Source organism: Bordetella muralis, from assembly GCF_965139205.1.
In the GTDB taxonomy this organism is placed as follows: Bacteria; Pseudomonadota; Gammaproteobacteria; order Burkholderiales; family Burkholderiaceae_B; genus Bordetella_A; species Bordetella_A muralis.
Genome location: NZ_CBCSIU010000001.1, coordinates 323,642 through 341,579 on the forward strand (window position 1 = coordinate 323,642; position 17,938 = coordinate 341,579).

15 protein-coding genes and 2 pseudogenes are annotated in these 17,938 nt (G+C 59.4%); 5 read left to right on the top strand and 12 right to left on the bottom strand.

The annotated features are described in order from the left end of the window. Positions 1–5: 5 nt before the first annotated feature. The 7 genes from ACNA0I_RS01505 to ACNA0I_RS01535 all read right to left on the bottom strand — a co-directional run bounded on the left by ACNA0I_RS01505 (position 6) and on the right by ACNA0I_RS01535 (position 9,632). A complete protein-coding gene (locus ACNA0I_RS01505) occupies positions 6–797 on the bottom strand; it encodes an ABC transporter ATP-binding protein (RefSeq protein ID WP_415804290.1) in 792 nt (263 codons plus the stop codon). Beyond that, positions 794–1,681 carry a branched-chain amino acid ABC transporter permease gene (locus tag ACNA0I_RS01510; protein ID WP_415804291.1) on the bottom strand — a complete coding sequence of 296 codons (888 nt, stop codon included), beginning with the start codon at positions 1,679–1,681 and terminating at the stop codon, positions 794–796. Before ACNA0I_RS01510 ends, ACNA0I_RS01505 begins: the two co-directional genes overlap by 4 nt. Next, positions 1,674–2,567, bottom strand: coding sequence for a branched-chain amino acid ABC transporter permease (locus ACNA0I_RS01515; protein WP_415804292.1), 894 nt, complete (start codon positions 2,565–2,567; stop codon positions 1,674–1,676). The genes ACNA0I_RS01510 and ACNA0I_RS01515 overlap by 8 nt, the downstream gene beginning before the upstream one ends. A 66-nt stretch (positions 2,568–2,633) precedes the next feature. Next, positions 2,634–3,749, bottom strand: coding sequence for an ABC transporter substrate-binding protein (locus ACNA0I_RS01520; RefSeq protein WP_415804293.1), 1,116 nt, complete (start codon positions 3,747–3,749; stop codon positions 2,634–2,636). A 158-nt stretch (positions 3,750–3,907) separates the two neighbouring features. Next, on the bottom strand, positions 3,908–4,633 hold the full coding sequence (locus ACNA0I_RS01525; protein WP_415804294.1) for a maleate cis-trans isomerase family protein: 726 nt from the start codon (positions 4,631–4,633) through the stop codon (positions 3,908–3,910). Positions 4,634–4,677: 44 nt separating this feature from the next. After that, entirely contained in the window at positions 4,678–5,916 is a 1,239-nt protein-coding gene (locus tag ACNA0I_RS01530) for a D-amino acid dehydrogenase (protein ID WP_415804295.1), read from the bottom strand. 221 nt (positions 5,917–6,137) lie between these two features. Then, entirely contained in the window at positions 6,138–9,632 is a 3,495-nt protein-coding gene (locus tag ACNA0I_RS01535; RefSeq protein WP_415804296.1) for an indolepyruvate ferredoxin oxidoreductase family protein, read from the bottom strand. A gap of 225 nt (positions 9,633–9,857) precedes the next feature. On the opposite strand from ACNA0I_RS01535, the gene ACNA0I_RS01540 reads away from it, so the two are divergent. Both ACNA0I_RS01540 and ACNA0I_RS01545 read left to right on the top strand, forming a co-directional pair. After that, a complete protein-coding gene (locus ACNA0I_RS01540; protein ID WP_415804297.1) occupies positions 9,858–10,205 on the top strand; it encodes a RidA family protein in 348 nt (115 codons plus the stop codon). A gap of 212 nt (positions 10,206–10,417) precedes the next feature. Continuing rightward, positions 10,418–10,528: pseudogene (locus ACNA0I_RS01545) on the top strand (DNA/RNA helicase domain-containing protein); the annotation flags it as partial. 104 nt (positions 10,529–10,632) lie between these two features. Here the strand turns inward: ACNA0I_RS01545 and ACNA0I_RS01550 are convergent. After that, a complete protein-coding gene (locus ACNA0I_RS01550) occupies positions 10,633–11,157 on the bottom strand; it encodes a MarR family winged helix-turn-helix transcriptional regulator (RefSeq protein ID WP_415804298.1) in 525 nt (174 codons plus the stop codon). A gap of 132 nt (positions 11,158–11,289) precedes the next feature. Here ACNA0I_RS01550 and ACNA0I_RS01555 point away from each other — a divergent pair, with 132 nt between their 5' ends. Both ACNA0I_RS01555 and ACNA0I_RS01560 read left to right on the top strand, forming a co-directional pair. Then, the gene (locus ACNA0I_RS01555; RefSeq protein WP_415804299.1) at positions 11,290–12,255 is read left to right on the top strand and encodes a Bug family tripartite tricarboxylate transporter substrate binding protein; all 966 of its coding nucleotides are present in this window, start codon (positions 11,290–11,292) and stop codon (positions 12,253–12,255) included. Positions 12,256–12,271: 16 nt separating this feature from the next. Beyond that, positions 12,272–13,840, top strand: coding sequence for a sulfatase-like hydrolase/transferase (locus ACNA0I_RS01560; protein WP_415804300.1), 1,569 nt, complete (start codon positions 12,272–12,274; stop codon positions 13,838–13,840). Positions 13,841–14,053: 213 nt separating this feature from the next. On the opposite strand, the pseudogene ACNA0I_RS01565 reads toward ACNA0I_RS01560, so the two are convergent. Beyond that, a pseudogene (locus ACNA0I_RS01565) lies at positions 14,054–14,169 on the bottom strand (2-dehydropantoate 2-reductase N-terminal domain-containing protein); the annotation flags it as partial. After that, positions 14,166–15,542, bottom strand: coding sequence for an MATE family efflux transporter (locus ACNA0I_RS01570; protein ID WP_415804821.1), 1,377 nt, complete (start codon positions 15,540–15,542; stop codon positions 14,166–14,168). The pseudogene ACNA0I_RS01565 and the gene ACNA0I_RS01570, both read right to left, overlap by 4 nt. 220 nt (positions 15,543–15,762) lie before the next feature. Between ACNA0I_RS01570 and ACNA0I_RS01575 the strand changes: the two genes are divergently transcribed. Beyond that, positions 15,763–16,230, top strand: a complete 468-nt coding sequence (locus ACNA0I_RS01575; RefSeq protein ID WP_415804301.1) for a MarR family winged helix-turn-helix transcriptional regulator — start codon at positions 15,763–15,765, stop codon at positions 16,228–16,230. 151 nt (positions 16,231–16,381) lie between these two features. Here the strand turns inward: ACNA0I_RS01575 and ACNA0I_RS01580 are convergent, their stop codons facing one another. Together ACNA0I_RS01580 and ACNA0I_RS01585 are read right to left on the bottom strand one after the other, a co-directional pair. Then, positions 16,382–17,002, bottom strand: coding sequence for an NIPSNAP family protein (locus ACNA0I_RS01580; protein ID WP_415804302.1), 621 nt, complete (start codon positions 17,000–17,002; stop codon positions 16,382–16,384). Between the two features lie 29 nt (positions 17,003–17,031). Beyond that, positions 17,032–17,802 (bottom strand): SDR family NAD(P)-dependent oxidoreductase, encoded by a 771-nt coding sequence (locus ACNA0I_RS01585; protein WP_415804303.1) that lies wholly within the window; start codon positions 17,800–17,802, stop codon positions 17,032–17,034. Between the last annotated feature and the right edge of the window lie 136 nt (positions 17,803–17,938).

Below are 17,938 nucleotides of genomic sequence, written 5' to 3' on the forward strand. Positions count from 1 at the left end.
GGCATTCATGATGCGATCAACTCTCTATTGGGTTCGGCCACCGTTGTGCCCAGATATGCCTGCACGACGCGCTCGTTGGCCGCCAATTCCTGAGGTTTGCAACTGGCCACGATATGACCTTGGTCCAGAACGATGCATCGGTTGCAGGCCTCGCGAATGAAATGCATATCGTGCTCTACGATCACCAGCGTCATGCCTTGTTCATTGAGGCGATGCAACGCACGCACGATATCTTGACGCAAATTGGGGTGTACCCCGGCCGTCGGCTCATCCAGCATCAGCAGGCGCGGACGCGCCATCAACGCGCAGACGATACCCAGAAGTTTTTTCTGTCCGCCCGAGATGGCCGACGCAGGCAGATGGCTCACCGGGGTAAGTAATAGTTCGTCGAGCAATCGCATGGCCTGCTCACGAGTGGCGCGCTCCGCCCTGCGCATCGAGGGGCCGTTCAAGAGCGTGGACATCACGCCGTGCATGCTCGTATCGGCTGCCATTGCGACTTCCAGTACCGACATCTTCTGCGGCATGACGGGCAGTTGGAACGTACGCGCCAGGCCTTCTTTGACGATACGGAACGTAGACATCGACGAAATACATGCTCCGTCGAGCATAACCGAGCCCCGATCGGGTGCGATAAAACCGCTGATGATGTTCAACAAGGTACTTTTGCCCGATCCGTTAGGCCCCAGCAGTCCGACGATATCGCCCTTATCGACTTGGAATTTGACGTCTTGCAGCACCTGAAAAGCGCCGAAGGACTTTGCCAAGCTATTGACTTCCAAAATGGATGTTGTCATGTCGGGATCCTCAGTTTTTCGGGCAACAGACCGTCCTTGCGCCACATCAGGCAGGCCAGGAGAATCGCGCCGATGAGACCCAGACGCAACGCACCCGACACGTCAGAACCAAAGCCCAACAGATCGCGCAAGAAAGGAACAAAGGCATAGACCGTCTGCACCAAAATGACGCCTAGCAGAACCCCGGATGTCCTGCCCATGCCACCGATCATCACCATGGTCCAGAGCACGAAAGTCTCTGCTGCCAGCATGAACTCGGTGCCTGCGAAGCTAAAGTAATGCGCATACAGCGAACCCGCCAGCGCGGTGACGGCGCCACCGCACATGACCGCGTGCGATTTGAGTTTCTGCAGGTCGTACCCCATGCACGCTGCCAGGGCGGGTTGCTCGCGCATCAGGCGCAGGGCGCGCCCAAACCGCCCATCGCCCAACCGTGCCGATAAAACGGCAGTCACGGCCACGACGCCCAACACCACAGCGGTGAAATAAACTTGATCCCACGGACTGACTGCGGACTCAAACAGCCCGGGAATGCCTGTGATGCCATTGGCGCCGCCGGTCAGTTGATCTTCGTTGAGCGCTACCGTGCGCAGAATCTCAGCCACCGCCAGCGTGGCGATTCCCCAATAGTCAGCCGCCAGCCTGCGGCCCAACCGTGCCATCGCCCAGCCCAATATCATGGCGGCAATCACGCCCAGGGGAATACCCACCAACACCGGCCAGCCGCGCGCATGCGCGATGCCTGTAGCGTAGACGCCAACGCCCGCAAACGCGATGTGCCCAAAGTTGAGCAGGCCGCCATATCCTGCCAGGATATTCAGACCCAACGCCATGATGGCGTAGATCCCCGCGATAGTGACGGTGAAAAACAGAAAATCATACACGGCGAACCTCTCTGTCGAACAACCCGTAGGGTTTGAACAGCAATGCCAGCAACAGGATCAAAAACGAAGCCGCGCTGATATAGGAAACGGGCAGGAAGACCAACGTTTCTCCAAACAGTGGGCCAAAGTTGATATTGGTGACAACCGTCTCCGTCAGGGCGATCAGCAACGCGCCTGCGACTGCACCGATGGGATTACCCAGGCCACCAAGAATGGCGGCGGCAAAGACCGGCAACAACAAGTCATAGCCCAAGTTGACGTGCGCACCGGTCGACAGCGACAGCATGCTGCCACCCAACCCCGCCAACATGCCGCTGATAAAGGTCACACCATTGGTCAGGCGCGTCGCACTCAACCCCGACGCGTCGGCCAGAGCGGGATTGCACGCCAGGGCGCGCATAGCTCGACCGACCTGGGTATGAAAGAGCACCAGCACGAATAACGCCAACAACACCAACGTGGTGAGCACGAACCACAACTGGGCGCTGGAAAAACGCGCGTCGCCGATGGTCAGGGGCTCTGTGTACGGCCGCGAAAACATATGGGGAAAGGAGCCTGCGATGCCCAACACACTGGCTACCAGCACCATGGAAACTGCCAACGAGCCAATCATGGCAATGGCCGGCCCGCCCTTCAGAAGCCGATCGAATATCAACAACTGTATGGCCAGCGTGAGCAGACCCGTCAAGATCGACGCCAGCACCACCGCCATGATCAATGGAGCGCCCGCGCTATGAATGCCGTAAGCCAAGAACGCGCCACACATGGCATATTGCACGTGGGCAATGTTGGGAAATTTGATCAACCCGTAAAGCATGCTTAACCCTAGCGTGATCAGCGCCAGATCAGCCGTGCGCAACAAGGTATCTATCAAAAACTGCAGCATCGCAATTCGCTCCTAAAGGATGTGCGGTGCCAACCGCACGCCGCACATCGATGACTCAGCCTCGACCTAACGCAGTACGAGCGCGCCACCCTCGTACTTCAGGCGGTCGTACGGGGGATCAACCCGCTGGCCTTCTTCATCCAGTTTGATCTCGCCGGTCACCCCCGTGAATCCTGCGTCGCTCACCTTTTTCAAACCGGCGATGATCTCTGCGGGTGTCGTGCCCTTGCCCTGCTCGATTGCAGCTGCCAGCATCAACACGCCGTCATAGCCGTAGCCATTGAACGCGGTCTTAAAGCCTTCGTTGAACTTGGTCTTGAAGGTATTCTCGTAGGCTTTGCCTAGATCGCCCTTGGCCGAGCCCAGCTCCATGCCGATCTGGCCTTCCGCAATCTCGGCAGGCGTGTCGGACACGCTCATGCTCATGATGTAGGCATACCAGGGCACGTCGCGCAGACCTAGTTCCTTGGCTTCACGGTTGATCACGGCCGACTCGTGTCCATAGGCGGTATACAGATACGCATCGGGCTTCGCCCGGGCCAATTGCTGCAGCTCCCGACGATAAGTGGACTGCCCGCCCGTATAGAGCACCTGTGCGGAAATCTTGCCTCCGAGTTTCTCGAACTCTTCTGTGAAACCGTGCGCCACGCCCTGCCCGTAGGCATTGTTCGGCGCGATCAACGCCACATTGCGATGCCCCATTGCGTAAACGTCTTTAGCGGCAAACAGATTGCCGGCCGCCTCCAGACCAACAATGTTGAAAGCCGACGCCCCCAGGTCACGCACCTTGTTGCTGCTGCTGCCGATATTGAGATGGACAACATTCTCCTTGACCAGATATTGCGCCATGGGCAGCGTGATGCTCGAGGAGTACTCACCGAGCACGGCCGGCACTCGGTCGACGGTGATCAGCTTGCGGGCTGCAGTAAGCGCCGTGGTGGGGTTGTTGCCCGAATCCTCAATGATGACCTGTAGCTTCTTGCCCAACACGCCGCCCTTGGCATTGACGTGTTCGACGCCCAGCTCAATGCCACGCCGCATATCTTCGCCTACGGTGGCCGATGGTCCGGTTAGAGGTAGCACCACGCCCAGGGAAATGGTGTTCTGGGCCCAGGCCGACGAGGTGATGCCGCTCATCAAAATTGTGCTCGCGCACAAGGTGAGAAAATGTCGTTTCTTCATGATTTTTCCCTCAGGGATCTAGAGTGTTGAAACATTGACAGCACAAACCACAACATCGACACAAGCTGCGCATCGCCGACCATGCCGGAGCACTTCAAAAAACAAATAGTTCCTCCGTCGACCGTAGTCGGTAATGCGGATGCGTCTTTACGACAGCATCAAACCTCAAACAAACGGCCCCATTGCGGCAATACGTCGTCGATACCCGCCAGGCGTAAGGCATGCCAGGCCATCGCGCTGTTGCTCGCCAGTACCGGCTTTCCCAGTAACTGCTCGATCTCGCGTGTGTGATCGCACATTCTCAGGCTGGTGCACGACACAAAAACAGCCTCCACGTCAGGGGCGGCGCCTATCTTCAGGATGGCGTTTTTGAGCGTCTCGGCGTCGATACACGCCACGTCGGCATCCACCGCATGATTGAAAGTGGCGATGCGTGAGATCTCGACCCCTTTCTCTTCAATATGTTTTTTGAACAAATTATTGACCGACTCTACATAGGGCGTCAGCAACGCGATGCGCTTAGCGTTCAGCGCCTTGAGGCCTGCCATCGCAGCGGTAATCGGCGTGGTACAAGCAACACCGGGCCGCACGCGACGAATCTGCGAGAAGATCTCCTCCTCGCCGATAACAATGGACCCGGACGTACAGCCGAACGCCACCACCTGAAGATCGATGCCAGGCAGCAGCAACGCTGTGCCAGTGGCAATATCTTTGTGCATCTCCATCAGCAACGCCGGCGTGATGTCGGGCGGGCAAGGAATGCGGGATTCAAAGAAGGCCACACCCGGCAGATCGATGATGCGGCGCCATTCGTACTCCATGGTCTGGTCGATCGAGAGCACGATCAAACCTAGCGCTGCGCGAGACATCAGGCCGCCATCCATGTTGAACGGCAGTATCTCGTAGGGAATGTTGTCGAGTATGGCGGTCATTTCAGTGTCATTCCAGTGAGGTCGATCTCGGGTTTCTTGCCGTGCATGATGTCGGTGACAACGCGCGCAGTGCCGCAAGCCATCGTCCAGCCCATATGCCCATGGCCCGTATTGAGGTACAGATTCCGATGGCGACTCTTGCCCAGGATGGGGGTGCCCTGCGGCGTCATCGGGCGCAGCCCGGCCCAATAATCAGGCTGGCTATAGTCGGCGCCGTTGGGGAAAAGCTGTCGAGCGACTTTGAGCATCGGTTCGAAATCCGCAGGCTTATGGCTACGGTCGTAACCCGTGAACTCTGCCGTCGCCGTCAAGCGCAAACGATTTCCATAGCGTGCCCAGGCAACCAACGCCTGTTCGTCGACCCCACACATACTGGGCGATTCATTCGTGTCGCTAATAGGGAACGTGACCGAATAGCCCTTAACCGGATAAACAGGCAAGCGATAGCCCAGCGCATGCGACAGCAGCGGCGAATCGCAACCTAGCGCCAACACATAGTCGTCGCCCTGAATCAGACCGCGGCTGGTGTGCACGCCACGAATGCGATCACTATCGGCGTCGATCCGCTTGATGGACGTGTCCATCAAGAACTCCACCCCTGCAGCCTCGCAACGACTGACCAAGCTGCGCGTGAACAGACGGGCATCGCCGCTTTCATCAGTTGGACTCAGAATCGCGCCAGCGAATCGCGAATGCGCCAGCGCTGGCTCACGCTGAACGGCCTCTTCGTGGGTCACACCGCGCAGCGGCACACCGCCGTCGACCAGCACCTGCATGTTGGCCAAGCCTTTCTGAAAAATGGCCTCGTCACGGTACACATACAGCGCCCCTGTGCTGAGCAGGTCGTACTGCAAATCCAGCTTTTGGGTAAGGGTGCGCAATTCCTCTTGCGAATAGCGGCACATCACCAGCTTGCGCATCGTGTTCGTGCGGGCTTTCTCGGCGTTGCAGTTCAGGAGAAACTGCCACAGCCAGGCCCACATGCGTGGATTCAGGTTGGGACGCAGCAGCAGCGCCTGATTCTTGTCGCGCAGCGAGCGCCACAGAATACCCGGGGCTCGCGGCGAGGCCCAGGTATAGGCGTGCCCCGGCGCGATCATGCCCGCGTTGGCATAGCTGGTCTCGTTAGCCGCGTAGGGTTGCCGATCAATTACTTTGACCTTGCGCCCCTGGGCAGCCAGATACCAGGCGGTCGTCACGCCGGCGAGCCCCGCCCCCATAACGATGGTGGTCATGTCGCACTCCTTGCGAGAGCACGCCGACGCTGACGGAGTCTGCCGATATATTGACGATGACTCATGCTGTTTCTCCTGACGTTGATCACTTTTTTGTTTCTTTGCAGCGCCGCGAGTAGGCCGTGGGTGCGGCCTCTCGAGTCATTCGAAACTCGTGGCATCCCGCTGCTTCTGGGCATGGGAGCCGGCTCAAACAAAAACCGATCTCGTATCCCGATGCATCAAGCCACTCGCTTGAGCGGGATAACGTCCTGTTGCAAGACGGTCAACAAGGCTTCCCGCTTCTTGCGCGCCTGTTCGATGCTGTCCATACGAATATGGCCGTAGCCGCGGATCTGTTCCGGTATCGACGCCAGCGCCACGGCAGTGTCATAAGTCCCGACCGTGCCCGCATCCGCCAGTCTGGCGAGCAGTTTGGCCATCAGTTGCTCATACTCGACAATCATGGCGCGCTCCAGGCGCCGCTCAGCGGTGTGACCAAAGACGTCCAGTACCGTGCCGCGCAATGGCTTGAGCCGTGCGAGCAGCTTGAATACGGGTACGATCCACGCGCCGAACTCGCGCTTGACAGGTTTTCCGGTGGCCGCATCCTGCTTGGCCAGCAGCGGCGGCGCCAGGTTGAACACCAGTTTGTAATCGCCCTCGAACTGCCGGCCGATCTGATCGAGAAATCCGCTGTTCACGTGCAGGCGGGCCACTTCGTACTCATCCTTGATAGCCAACAGCTTGAAGTAATAGCGCGCCACCGCCTCAGTCAGCGCGATCTTGCCGGGAAACTGACACTGTTCGAGCGCACGTACCTGTTCCACCAACGCCGTATAACCGTTGGCGTATTTCTCGTTTTGGTAATCGACAAGAAAGTTGCGACGCCAGGCAATGCGTTCTTCCAGACTGCTCATGGGCGAGGGCGAGACGCTGCCTCCCGCCGATTTCTGACGCGAGGCGAGCACGCGTTCGACTCCCGGGCCGTCCTCCGCCGTGCGGCGCCCCCAAGCGAAGGCGTCTCGATTCATGCGCGTGGCGGCGCCATTGATCTCGATAGCCTGCTCGATGGCTTGGGCCGAAATCGGGATCAAGCCGCGTTGGTACGCAAAGCCCAGCATGAACATATTCGCGGCGATGCTGTCGCTCATCAAGGCAACCGCGATGCGGCTGGCATCGACAAACTCGGTTTGATCATTTCCCACGCTATCGGCGATGTTCTTGCGCAAGCCTCGCGCAGGAAAATGCATGTCGGCATTGCGGGAAAAGTCGCCCGGCATGACTTCGGCGGTGTTGACCACCATGCGGGTCTTGCCCTTGCGGGTCAGCGCCAAGGTCTTGGAATTGCCAGCCACGATCATGTCGCAACCCAGCACCAGGTCGGCACCACCCGGCGCGATGCGTATCGTCTTGATCGCTTCGGGCGATTTTCCGAAACGTAGATGGCTCCAGACCGACCCACCTTTCTGCGCCAGGCCCGCCATATCGAGCAGCCCGCAGCCCAGGCCCTCTAGATGAGCGGCCATTCCCAAAATAGCGCCGATGGTCACCACCCCCGTTCCACCCATGCCCGCTACCAGGATGCTGTACACGCCCGACTCTAACGACGGTCGGTTCGGCTCGGACAAGATCGGGAAAAGATCGGTCGGTTCCTCGCGCTCGGCTTTACGCAGCGTGCCGCCGAGCACCGTTACGAAACTGGGACAGAATCCTTTGACGCAGGAATAATCCTTGTTGCACGAAGACTGGTCGATCATGCGCTTGCGACCCAGCTCGGTTTCCAGCGGCTGCACGGACACGCAGTTCGACTTCACACCGCAGTCGCCGCAGCCTTCGCATACCAGGTCGTTGATCAACACCCGCTTGGCCGGATCGGGAAACGCGCCCCGTTTGCGGCGCCGGCGCTTTTCAGCCGCACAGGTCTGGTCGTAGATGAGGACGGTCGTCCCTTCGATCTCACGTAGTTCCTTCTGCACGACGTTGATGTCATCACGATGGAGTATGGAGAGACCCGACGGCCAGACAGTGCTGGAGGGATACTTCTTGGGCTCGTCTGTCACCACGACGACACGTTTGACGCCTTCTGCATTCACCTGCCAAGCAATCGCAGGCACATCCAGCGGGCCATCGTGGCGCTGGCCGCCCGTCATGGCTACGGCATCGTTGTACAGGATCTTGAAAGTGATGTTCGTCTTGGCCGACACGGCAGCGCGGATGGCCAATAAGCCAGAATGGAAATAGGTGCCGTCACCGATGTTCTGGAACATATGCGTGCGCTTGGAAAACGGCGCCTCGCCCACCCACGACATACCCTCTGCCCCCATCTGCGTATAGCCGATCGTGGATCGGTCCATGCTCTGCGCCATCCAGCTGCAGCCAATGCCCGCGTAGGCTTTGCTGCCTTCGGGCACCACGGTCGACGAACTGTGCGGACACCCGCTACAAAAATAGAAACTTCGCGACAGAATATCGACCAAACCATTGGGCGCGCGATAAGAACGGATTTCCTCGATACGCTTGCGCAAGGCCTCGACATCGCCATGGCCCAGCTCCACCAAGCGTTCGCCGATAGCGATGGCGATCTGGTTGGAGTCCAGCGCCATTTCGGACTGCAGCAAGACCTCGCCTTGTTCATCGTGCTTCCCGATGATGGCAGGCGCGTCCTCGGTGCCATACAGCAGTTCCTTGAGCTGGAACTCGATCAGGCTGCGCTTTTCCTCTACCACCAACACCTTGCGCAACCCGTGTGCAAAGGCGGCTGCGCCTTCGGGCTCAAGCGGCCACGTCATGCCCACCTTGTACAGGCGCAGGCCCTTTGCCGCCGCCTCGTCTTCCGACAGATGCAGTTCATCGAGCGCCTGCAGCACGTCCAGATAACTCTTGCCGTGCGTGATAACGCCCAGCACCGCGTTGCCGCTGTCAAGCACGGTGCGGTCGATACCATTGATCCGTGCGAAAGCCTTGACCGCCCGCAGCTTGTGACGATGCAACCGGGCTTCCTGATTATGCGGCGTGTCGGGCTGGCGCAAATTCACGCCATCGGCAGGCAGAGCGACGTCCTGCGGCGTGGCGATTTTGACGCGATGAATGTCGACATCGATAGACGCGGTGGCTTCCACCGTGTCCTTGACACACTTCATACCAACCCAGCAGCCACTGTAGCGCGACAGTGCCCACCCAATCACGCCAAAATCGAGAAGCTCCTGCACACCAGAGGGGCTGAGAACCGGGATCATGGCATCGACCATCGCGAATTCGCTCTGGTGGCAAGTCGTGGATGATTCACACGTATGGTCGTCGCCCATCAAGACGAGTACGCCACCCCGTTTCGACGAACCGGCCAAGTTGCCGTGGCGAAAGGCGTCCCCAGTGCGGTCGACGCCTGGCCCTTTGCCGTACCACATCGAGAAAACGCCCTCGTACTTGCCGTCCCCATCGACCTCGGCCTGCTGTGACCCCCACACCGCCGTGGCCGCCAGGTCTTCGTTCACGCCGGGCAGGAACACGATGTTATGTTTTTGCAGAATTTTTTTCGCCCTGCCAACTTGCTCATCCAATCCGCCAAGCGGCGAGCCACGATAGCCGGTGATATAGCCTGCTGTGTTCAGCCCCACCTCGGCGTCACGCAGTTGCTGCGTGATAGGCAGGCGTACCAACGCCTGCGTGCCGGTGATGAAAATACGCCCCCGGGTCAGGGTGTATTTGTCTTCCAGATCAATCGCTCGAAGTTCCATTTAGCCTCCCGCAACCTGCCTCGGCCACAATCAACCGATAACCCATGAGAAATATAAGTGTCGACAGTTGTATATGCAGGATTATTCAAAAAAGATACGAGGTATCCTATTGGTATAAATACCAATATTTATAAACACGTTTGCGTACTTAACTATTGAACACATAACTGCCGACACTTATTTAGTCAGCAGCCTTCACCGTAGCAATTGATTTGAGGAGCAACTATGAGCCTGCAGTACATCCAACCCAACGCCCGTATGAGCGCCGCCGTCAAAGCCAATGGTTTTGTATTTTTGTCGGGTCAGGTCGCCGACGACACCAGCGCGTCGGTCGCAGGCCAGACTGAACAAATTCTCGCCAAGATCGACAAGATCTTGGCCGAGGCGGGCACGAGCAAGGAAAAAATAGTCAGCGCCAACATCTGGATCGCCGATGCAGCGACCTTCAACGAGATGAATGGGGTGTGGGACGCTTGGGTACCGAAAGATCACACTCCGGCCCGCGCATGTGTGGAATCGAAACTGGCATTTCCGCAGTACACGGTTGAAATCGGGGTGATCGCCGTCGTCTGAGGCGTCCGAACAGGCTGACTTGGCATGCCCCCGCACAGGGCGAGTTATGACTAATAATCGCCTTGTGCCATGCTGACGATGAGTTGCAACGACGATCTCATGCAACCATCTCTACCTGCCTCACTCGTCGGTAAGTCTCTGTGAGGCACTGGTGCCATCAAATCTGCCGCAGCAATGCGACCTTGGTGTATCGGGCTCGCTACCGGGTAACTATCAAAAACACGTATAGAACCCTGATGACTCGTGGAATGAAGGGGTGCTATGTGTATTGCACTGACAAAGAAACCGCCGAGTACTTGCGATCTCGCATCAATGAGATATAGCGGTTTCGATCTGATCCGGCAGATCAACCGGTTGATGATCGTTCTTAGAAGAAAATAAGTGAACCCCAGGCCGCCCCGTGCCTGACAACATTACGCTGACATGGCTATCGCGCCCGCGACCGGCGCGTCCCACCCTGCCGACGACTGGCCTTATCCACCACCACATTCTCAGTAGACATACGCTCGCCACGCTCCGCCACCACCTGCAACAAATGCAACAACTGGCGCCCCTCATCCGGAGTCAAGTCCGCCATCAGCAAGTCATTCAGATGAGCAATCTCCGGCAGCATCGTGTGATACAGCGCCTGCCCAGACTCAGTCGCCATGACGTTCGTGATGCGTTTGTCGTCTGTATCACGCACCCTGTCCACCCACCCCTTGCCGCACAGCGAACCCAGCGCGCGCGAAGTCCGCACCAAGTCCAGCCTAGCAGTGGCCGCCAGCTCCGCCGATGTCAGCGGCCCATATTCCACCACCGCCGCCAGCAAACGCCACTCGCGCCGCGTAATACCAAAGCGGCCCTCGCACAGCCGCACGAACATCGGACTGGCCTGCGACCAGGCCTGGTACAGGCAATACATAGGCATCTCCGCCAGATGAAAGGGACGCTGTACGGGCACAGAAGGCATCAGAGGCTCTCCTACCTGGATTTTGTACGTTTGTTTATGCCGATATTGGATTAGATCAAGAAACACGTCCGTTGCTACAGTCTCTCCATCTTGACCACAATTCATCAAAAGACGGCAAGACAGGAGGAAGACATGATTAAACGGATGATACTGGCCGCCCTGGCAGCATGTACGCTGGCCACCTCGGCATGGGCGGCCGCACCGCTGAGCGGCCCTTTGACCATCGTGGTCGGCTATCCGCCCGGCGGCAGCTCGGACCGCATCGCCCGGCTGGTGGCCGAGCGCCTGAAAGATCGAGTGGGCGTTTCTGTCATCGTCGAGAACAAGACCGGCGCGGGTGGCCGCATTTCGGCGCAACTCCTGCACAACGCCGACGCGAACCAAAACGTGCTGTTGCTGGGCAATCCCGCCGTGATGGTGGTAGCGCCACTGGTCTATGCCGACCCCGGCTACGATGCGCAGCGCGATTTCAAGCCCGTGTCGCTGGTCAGCAGCTACAAATTCGCGCTGGCCGTGTCGGCCGATTCGCCCATGAAGGACATGAAGGCGCTGCGAGCATGGTTAAAGGAACATCCCGACCGCTTCACGGTGGGCGTGCCCGCCACCGGCAGCCTGCCGCACTTCTTCGCGCTGATGCTGGGCGACGAGATCGGCCAGCAGGCCGAAGTGGTAGGTTATCGCGGCTCGGCGCCGCTGATCAGCGAACTGGTTGGCGGCATCCTGCCGCAGGCAATCGATACCCTGGATACCCTACTGCCACAACATCAGGGCGGGCGTGTGCGCATCCTGGCCACCTCCGGCACCGAGCGCGAGGCGGAGCTCACAGACGTGCCGACCTTCCGTGAGGCCGGCATTGACCTGGCGGCGGACGGCTGGAACGCATTTTTCGCACCTGCCGCCATGCCGCAGGACAAGGTCGAGCGCCTGGCGCGAGATATCTCCGCAGTGATGAGCGATCCGGCCCTGCAAAAGGCCGTGCGTGCCATCAACCTCGAGCCGATCTCGGCCGATGCGGCGCAGACGGCACAGGCGCTGGCGGCCTATCGCAAGCAGTGGGAGCCGGTGGTGCGCGAATCCGGCTTCAAGGCAACTCAGTAACAGGGGCAGGTATTCCATGAGCAAGATCCAGAACGTGCTGTTCATCATGGCCGATCAGCTGCGGGCCGATCACTTGGGCAGCTACGGGCATCCGTACCTGCGCACGCCCAACCTGGACGCGCTGGCGGCGCGTGGCATGCGCTTCGAGCAGGCGTTCGTTAATTCGGGCGTGTGCGGGCCATCACGCATGAGCTATTACACCGGGCGCTATCCATCCAGCCACGGCACGACCTGGAACCGCGTGCCGCTGTCGGTGAGCGAGGTCACGCTGGGCGAGCACCTGGCCAGCCGCGAGCGCGATATGGTGTTGATCGGCAAGAGCCACGTCATCCCTGATCAGGCCGGCATGCAGCGATTGGCCATCGACGGCGGCTCGGAACTGGGCACCTTGCTGGCGCGCGGCAGTTTCCGCGAGGCCGACCGCTATGACGGCCACCACGAGCCGGGAGATGAAAGCGGGTATCCGGCGTTCCTGCGCCGCCATGGCTACGATTCGCCCGATCCGTGGTCGGACTACGTGATTTCCGCGGTGGGTGCCGACGGACAAGTGGTCAGCGGGTGGCACATGCGCAATGCGCACCTGCCCGCGCGGGTCAGCGAACCGCATTCGGAAACCGCCTACACCACCGACTGCGCCCTGGATTTCATGCGCAAGCGCGGCTCGCAGCCCTGGGCCCTGCACCTGAGCTATGTAAAGCCGCATTGGCCCTACATGGCGCCCGATCCCTACCATCGTATGTATCGCAGCGACCAATGCCTGCCGGTGGTGCGCAACCAGCAGGAGCTGGCCAGCGCGCATCCGGTGCTGCAGGCCTATCGCCAGCATGAAGAAAGCCAGAGCTTCGCTCGTGAGGAATGCGTGCGCACCGTGCGGCCGGTCTATCAGGGGCTGATCACGCAACTGGATACCCACCTGGGCCGGCTGTTTGACTACATGGAAGGCGCCGGGCTGATGCGCAACACGCTGGTGGTGTTTACTTCCGACCATGGCGATTTCCTGGGCGACCACTGGCTCGGCGAGAAAGAGCTGTTCTACGACACCGTGCAGCGAGTGCCGCTGATCATCATGGACCCGAGCGCCGCGGCCGAGGGCACGCGCGGTCAGGTGTGCCGGCATCTGGTGGAAAGCGTGGACATCACGCCGACCATCCTGCAGGCGCTGGACGTGCCGCAAGCCGGCCACCTGCTCGAGGGGCGTGCCCTGCAGCCGCTGCTGCATGGCGCACCGGAAGGCATGCCGTGGCGCGCCGCAGCGGTGTCTGAACTGGACTACAGCTTCCGTCAGGCTCGGCTCACGCTGAGCAAGACGCCGCAGCAGTGCCGTGCGTGGTCAGTGCGCACCGACCGATGGCGCTACGTGTACTGGCGCGACGAGCCCGAGCAACTGTTCGACCTGCAAAGCGATCCTAACGAGTTCGAGGACCTGGGCGCCAGCCAGTCCCACGCCGCCGTGCGCGCCGAGATGCGGCAGCATTTGCTGGACTGGTCGCTGCGTAGCAAGCGGCGCACTACCATGTCCGACGAGGCGGTTGAGCGGTCCACCAATGCGCACAAGCGGGCGGGCATTTACTTTGGGCAGTGGTGAGATGACCTCGGCCAACAAGGCAGCTCAAAATTCTATTCTCACTGCTTGAGGATCAGTATTGTGTCAACTCTGACAACTAGTTGGGTCCTTGAAAGAGAGAGCCGAATGCCTCTGCATAGATTATTCCAGTAGGTCGACCCAAGGAGTCGATAAACTCGTCCGTTTGATCGCAGATCGCGAGTTGCTTATCTAACGCAAAAATATAATGCCTGACGCGAGCAGCGCCGCGCGCCTGGGCCGAACCAGGAAGCTCACCAGGGCGCCGGCCTGTAGCAGGCGCGCGCCATAGTAGCCACCGATGCGCCAGCTCCGACGACCAGAATTCTCATGATGTTCTCCAGGGATTGAGTGGCGTCTGTGCCGCTGCCGGCTGCTTGCCACCTCCAGCGAACCGGGGGTACCAGCGCCACACCGAGCCGACGACACACACCCCATACAAGGTCATGGCGATCGCGCCGGTTGCGAAGAACCCTGCCAGGGACCCGGTCCAGGCCAGCAGTGCCCAGCCCAGGCCTGCAAAAATCAGCAGACGCACTGCGCCGGCGAGCAGCGGCCATTTCAACTGTCCGGCACCTTGCGAGGCGAAGTAGAGCGAGAAGCCCATCGCGAAAAAGCCATAGAAAGGACCGACGATGCGCAAGTACTGTGCTCCGGTCTCCAACAGGTGTGCGTCCGTGCCGAACAGACGCAACCAGGCCTCAGGCCAACACGCGGCGACGATGCCCAGGAGGGAACCCAGGCCGAACGCGATCGCTCCGCCGGTCAGTGCGATCCGCCGCGCCCGTTCGTGTTGGCCGGCACCGATATTGGCTCCCACCATGGCCACCAGCGGCGCTCCTAGTCCGAAGGCAATTGGGATCAGCAGGTACTCCAGCCGGGCGGCGGTGGCGTAGCCTGCCAGCGCTGCCGTTCCCGCATGGGCACCAACGATCGCAGCCGTGAGCGCGATCAGACTGTTGGTTAGCACAGGATTTAGGCAGGCTAGACCACCGATAGTGAGGATGCTGCGCATCGGCCCCCAGTGCAGCGGCCCCGATGCAAGCCGGGCAGCGTTGCGTCCACTAGCGCAGTACCACCCCAGCAACAGCGTACCGGCGGCATAGTAGGCAACCAGTCCCCAGGCGCCACCGACAACGCCCAGCGGCGGCAAGGGACCGATGCCAAAGATCAGCACAGCCGAGACCGGTATCAACACCAACGCGCCGCCGCAAATGACGGCCCCAGGCACCAGCATATTGCCGGTGCCGCGCACCACGCTGGCCAGTGCATTCATGATCCACATCAGCGGCAGCCCGAAGAACAACACATGCCCGTAGTCAAGCGCGGCCTGCAATGCGGCGTCCCGAGCGCCCAGAAAGTGAAACAGCGGTTGGCTGAACGACAACAGCGCCACTGTGAAGATCAACCCGATCAGCGCATTGAGCGCCACCGCGTGACGCGCGAGCGAATCCACCATGGCCGCGTTGCCTGCGCCCAGGGTTCTGGCAACGGCAGCCGAGATGCCCCCACCCATGGCGCCCTGCGACATGTTCTGCATCAGCATCAGCACTGGCACGACGACGGCAACCCCGGCCAGAACATCCGTACCCAGCTTGGCCAGCAGCCATACCTCGACAAGCCCGGTCGATGCCTGCGCCAGCATCATCAGGATATTCGGCCAGCTCATCCGCACCAATGTGGGAAGGATAGGCGCATGCAGAATGCGCTGGAGTCGAAGATTGGCGGCGGGAGGTGGATGGATCGAGGTCACGGCATCGATGGGCAGCGCGCTATCGCATTCGCCACCAACTATTTGTATATGCAATTATTTATAATTTACTTGCATATGCCCGTATGATCAAGATGAATTACAGTGACATGTGACCGGGCCTGTTGCGGCCCTTAACGTTTCCGGGCTAACGCACGGGCGAACAGACTTCAACATGACTCAGGCCAGTACCAAGGATCCCCTCGTTTGCAATGGCGTTGCGCTGCGCAAGGCAACTCGCCGCGTGACTCAGCTCTACGATGCCGCGCTGGCGCCTTGCGGGCTGACGGTTTCGCAACGCTCCGTCCTCCTCCACATCCAGCGGCTCGGGGGCCGTCCGACCATGAGCGAACTGGCTCAGGCAATGGTATTGGACCGCTCAGCGTTGGCCCGCAATATCAAGCCATTGGAGCGCGACGGCTACGTCATGCAGAAGCCCAATGCGGCCGATGGACGCAGCAGGTTGATCGAGGCCACGCCGAGCGGGCTTGCCAAGCTGGCCGAATCTAACGCGTTGTGGCGCAAGGCGCAGCGACGTTTCGAGGAAGTCTACGGGTTCGACCAGGCTGCCGCATTGCGCGTCGCGCTGGCCAAGATCTACTCGGATGAATTCGCTCAGGCGTTTAACCGGACGCCCCTGTAAGCCGTACAGTGACACCAGTTACTTCGCGGACGGGGTCCGCGGAGATGCAGAGCGCGCAGACCAATCGGCAACTGCTTCATCGCCTCGGCCGAGATCGTTTAAGTCTGTGGAGTCGTTTTTTGAGTGGTCATGGATGTCTCGATGAGCGGGTTTATTTCACGGGAGAAATACTGATCGGCAGCAGCAGCGTCGAATCAGTTGCAATAAACGTCGCGCCGAATTCTTTCCACCAGTGCTGCTGATGGCTTGTCTGCATCGCATCGGCCAATCGATCTTCATAGGTTGCGTACGCCACCAGCTCACAAATCTCGTTCGGCTGAGGCGTCTCACAGCGCCACAGCCCTATCCGGGAGGCGCCATCGGAGAGTGGTCGCAGACTTACGGCCTCTGCCCCTTCCCTGTATTTACCAACTTCGGTGCGATAGAGCCGAGCCTCATAGAGCTTGTGCGGTTTCTCGACAAAGTCGTAATCCACTAGGGGAATCATGAATCGCACATCCTGGATTTGCATGGTGGGCCAGGCGTGCGCAATGAATTGCCCCATCCAGTCCTTGCGCTCGAACAATTCCTTTCGATCAGCCTGGCGCTGATCAAGAGAGGAGTATTCCCAAATGTGGTGTACTTGATGCAGCGAGCCGAACTCGCTATACCAGAATCCAATTAATCGGCCGTATTTGTCCTGCCGAATAGGCTGGACGACAGATTCCGCCAATTCCAGATAGCGCGCCAAGCTGCCTGGATGTAAGGTGTAAGTGCGATATTCATGAATCACTTTTGTCTCCTATTTATTTGAATCTGCGTCTAGCTGGCCAGATAGCCGCCGTCGACCGCAAGGACGTGCCCAGTCACCATTCGAGACGCGGGTGAGGCCAGATAAAGAACGGCTGCCGCCACATCCTGTGTTTCGGCGAATTGCCGCATCGGCATCAGTTTCAGCAGTTCCGACGAAACCTTGGGATCGTCCAGCAAGGCCTTGGTGAACTCTGTTCTTACCCACGTCGGTGCGATGGCGTTGACGCGAATCTTCATGTGCGCCCATTCGACCGCGAGAGCCCGCGTGAGATTGATCAAGCCGCCTTTGCTGGCGTGATAGGACGCAATGGGATAAGCCCCGCCGCCTGAAACCCCCATGATCGAGGCCAGATTAATGATCGCACCGCCGTCGCGCATGTGACGAGCGGCTTCGGTTGAACAGACAAAGGCGGCATTGAGGTTGACGTCCATGACCTCTCTCCACTCCGCCAGTGTGGTATCCAACGCCGGCACCCTTCGGACGAGCGCGGCATTGTTTACCAGGACATCAAGACGTTGATGCTGGGTGAGCACGCTGGCAAATGCTTGTTTGACTTGCTCGGGCGACGTGATATCGCACTCCAGGGCCATGGCATTGCCGCCTTGATCTTCCACCTTCCGCTGCCCTTCTTGTGCAGCGGCGAGATTTCTATCAAGCAGGGCGACTGTTGCTCCCGCGCTCGATAGCAAGAGCGCAGAGGCCTGCCCTATTGCGCCGCCACCGCCCGTGATGGCTACGACTTTGCCTTTAACTGTGAAAAGCGCGTCAAGTGTTGTCATCCTTATGTCCGTCCTCTTTATGTTTATCTTGCGCTGTTCTTCCTATGCCTCACGTACCTGCCCATGCGGCATCGCTAGTGAACTGTATGACAGCCTTCGTAATCCGTAAAATCGATAATTTGTATATCAGCCATAC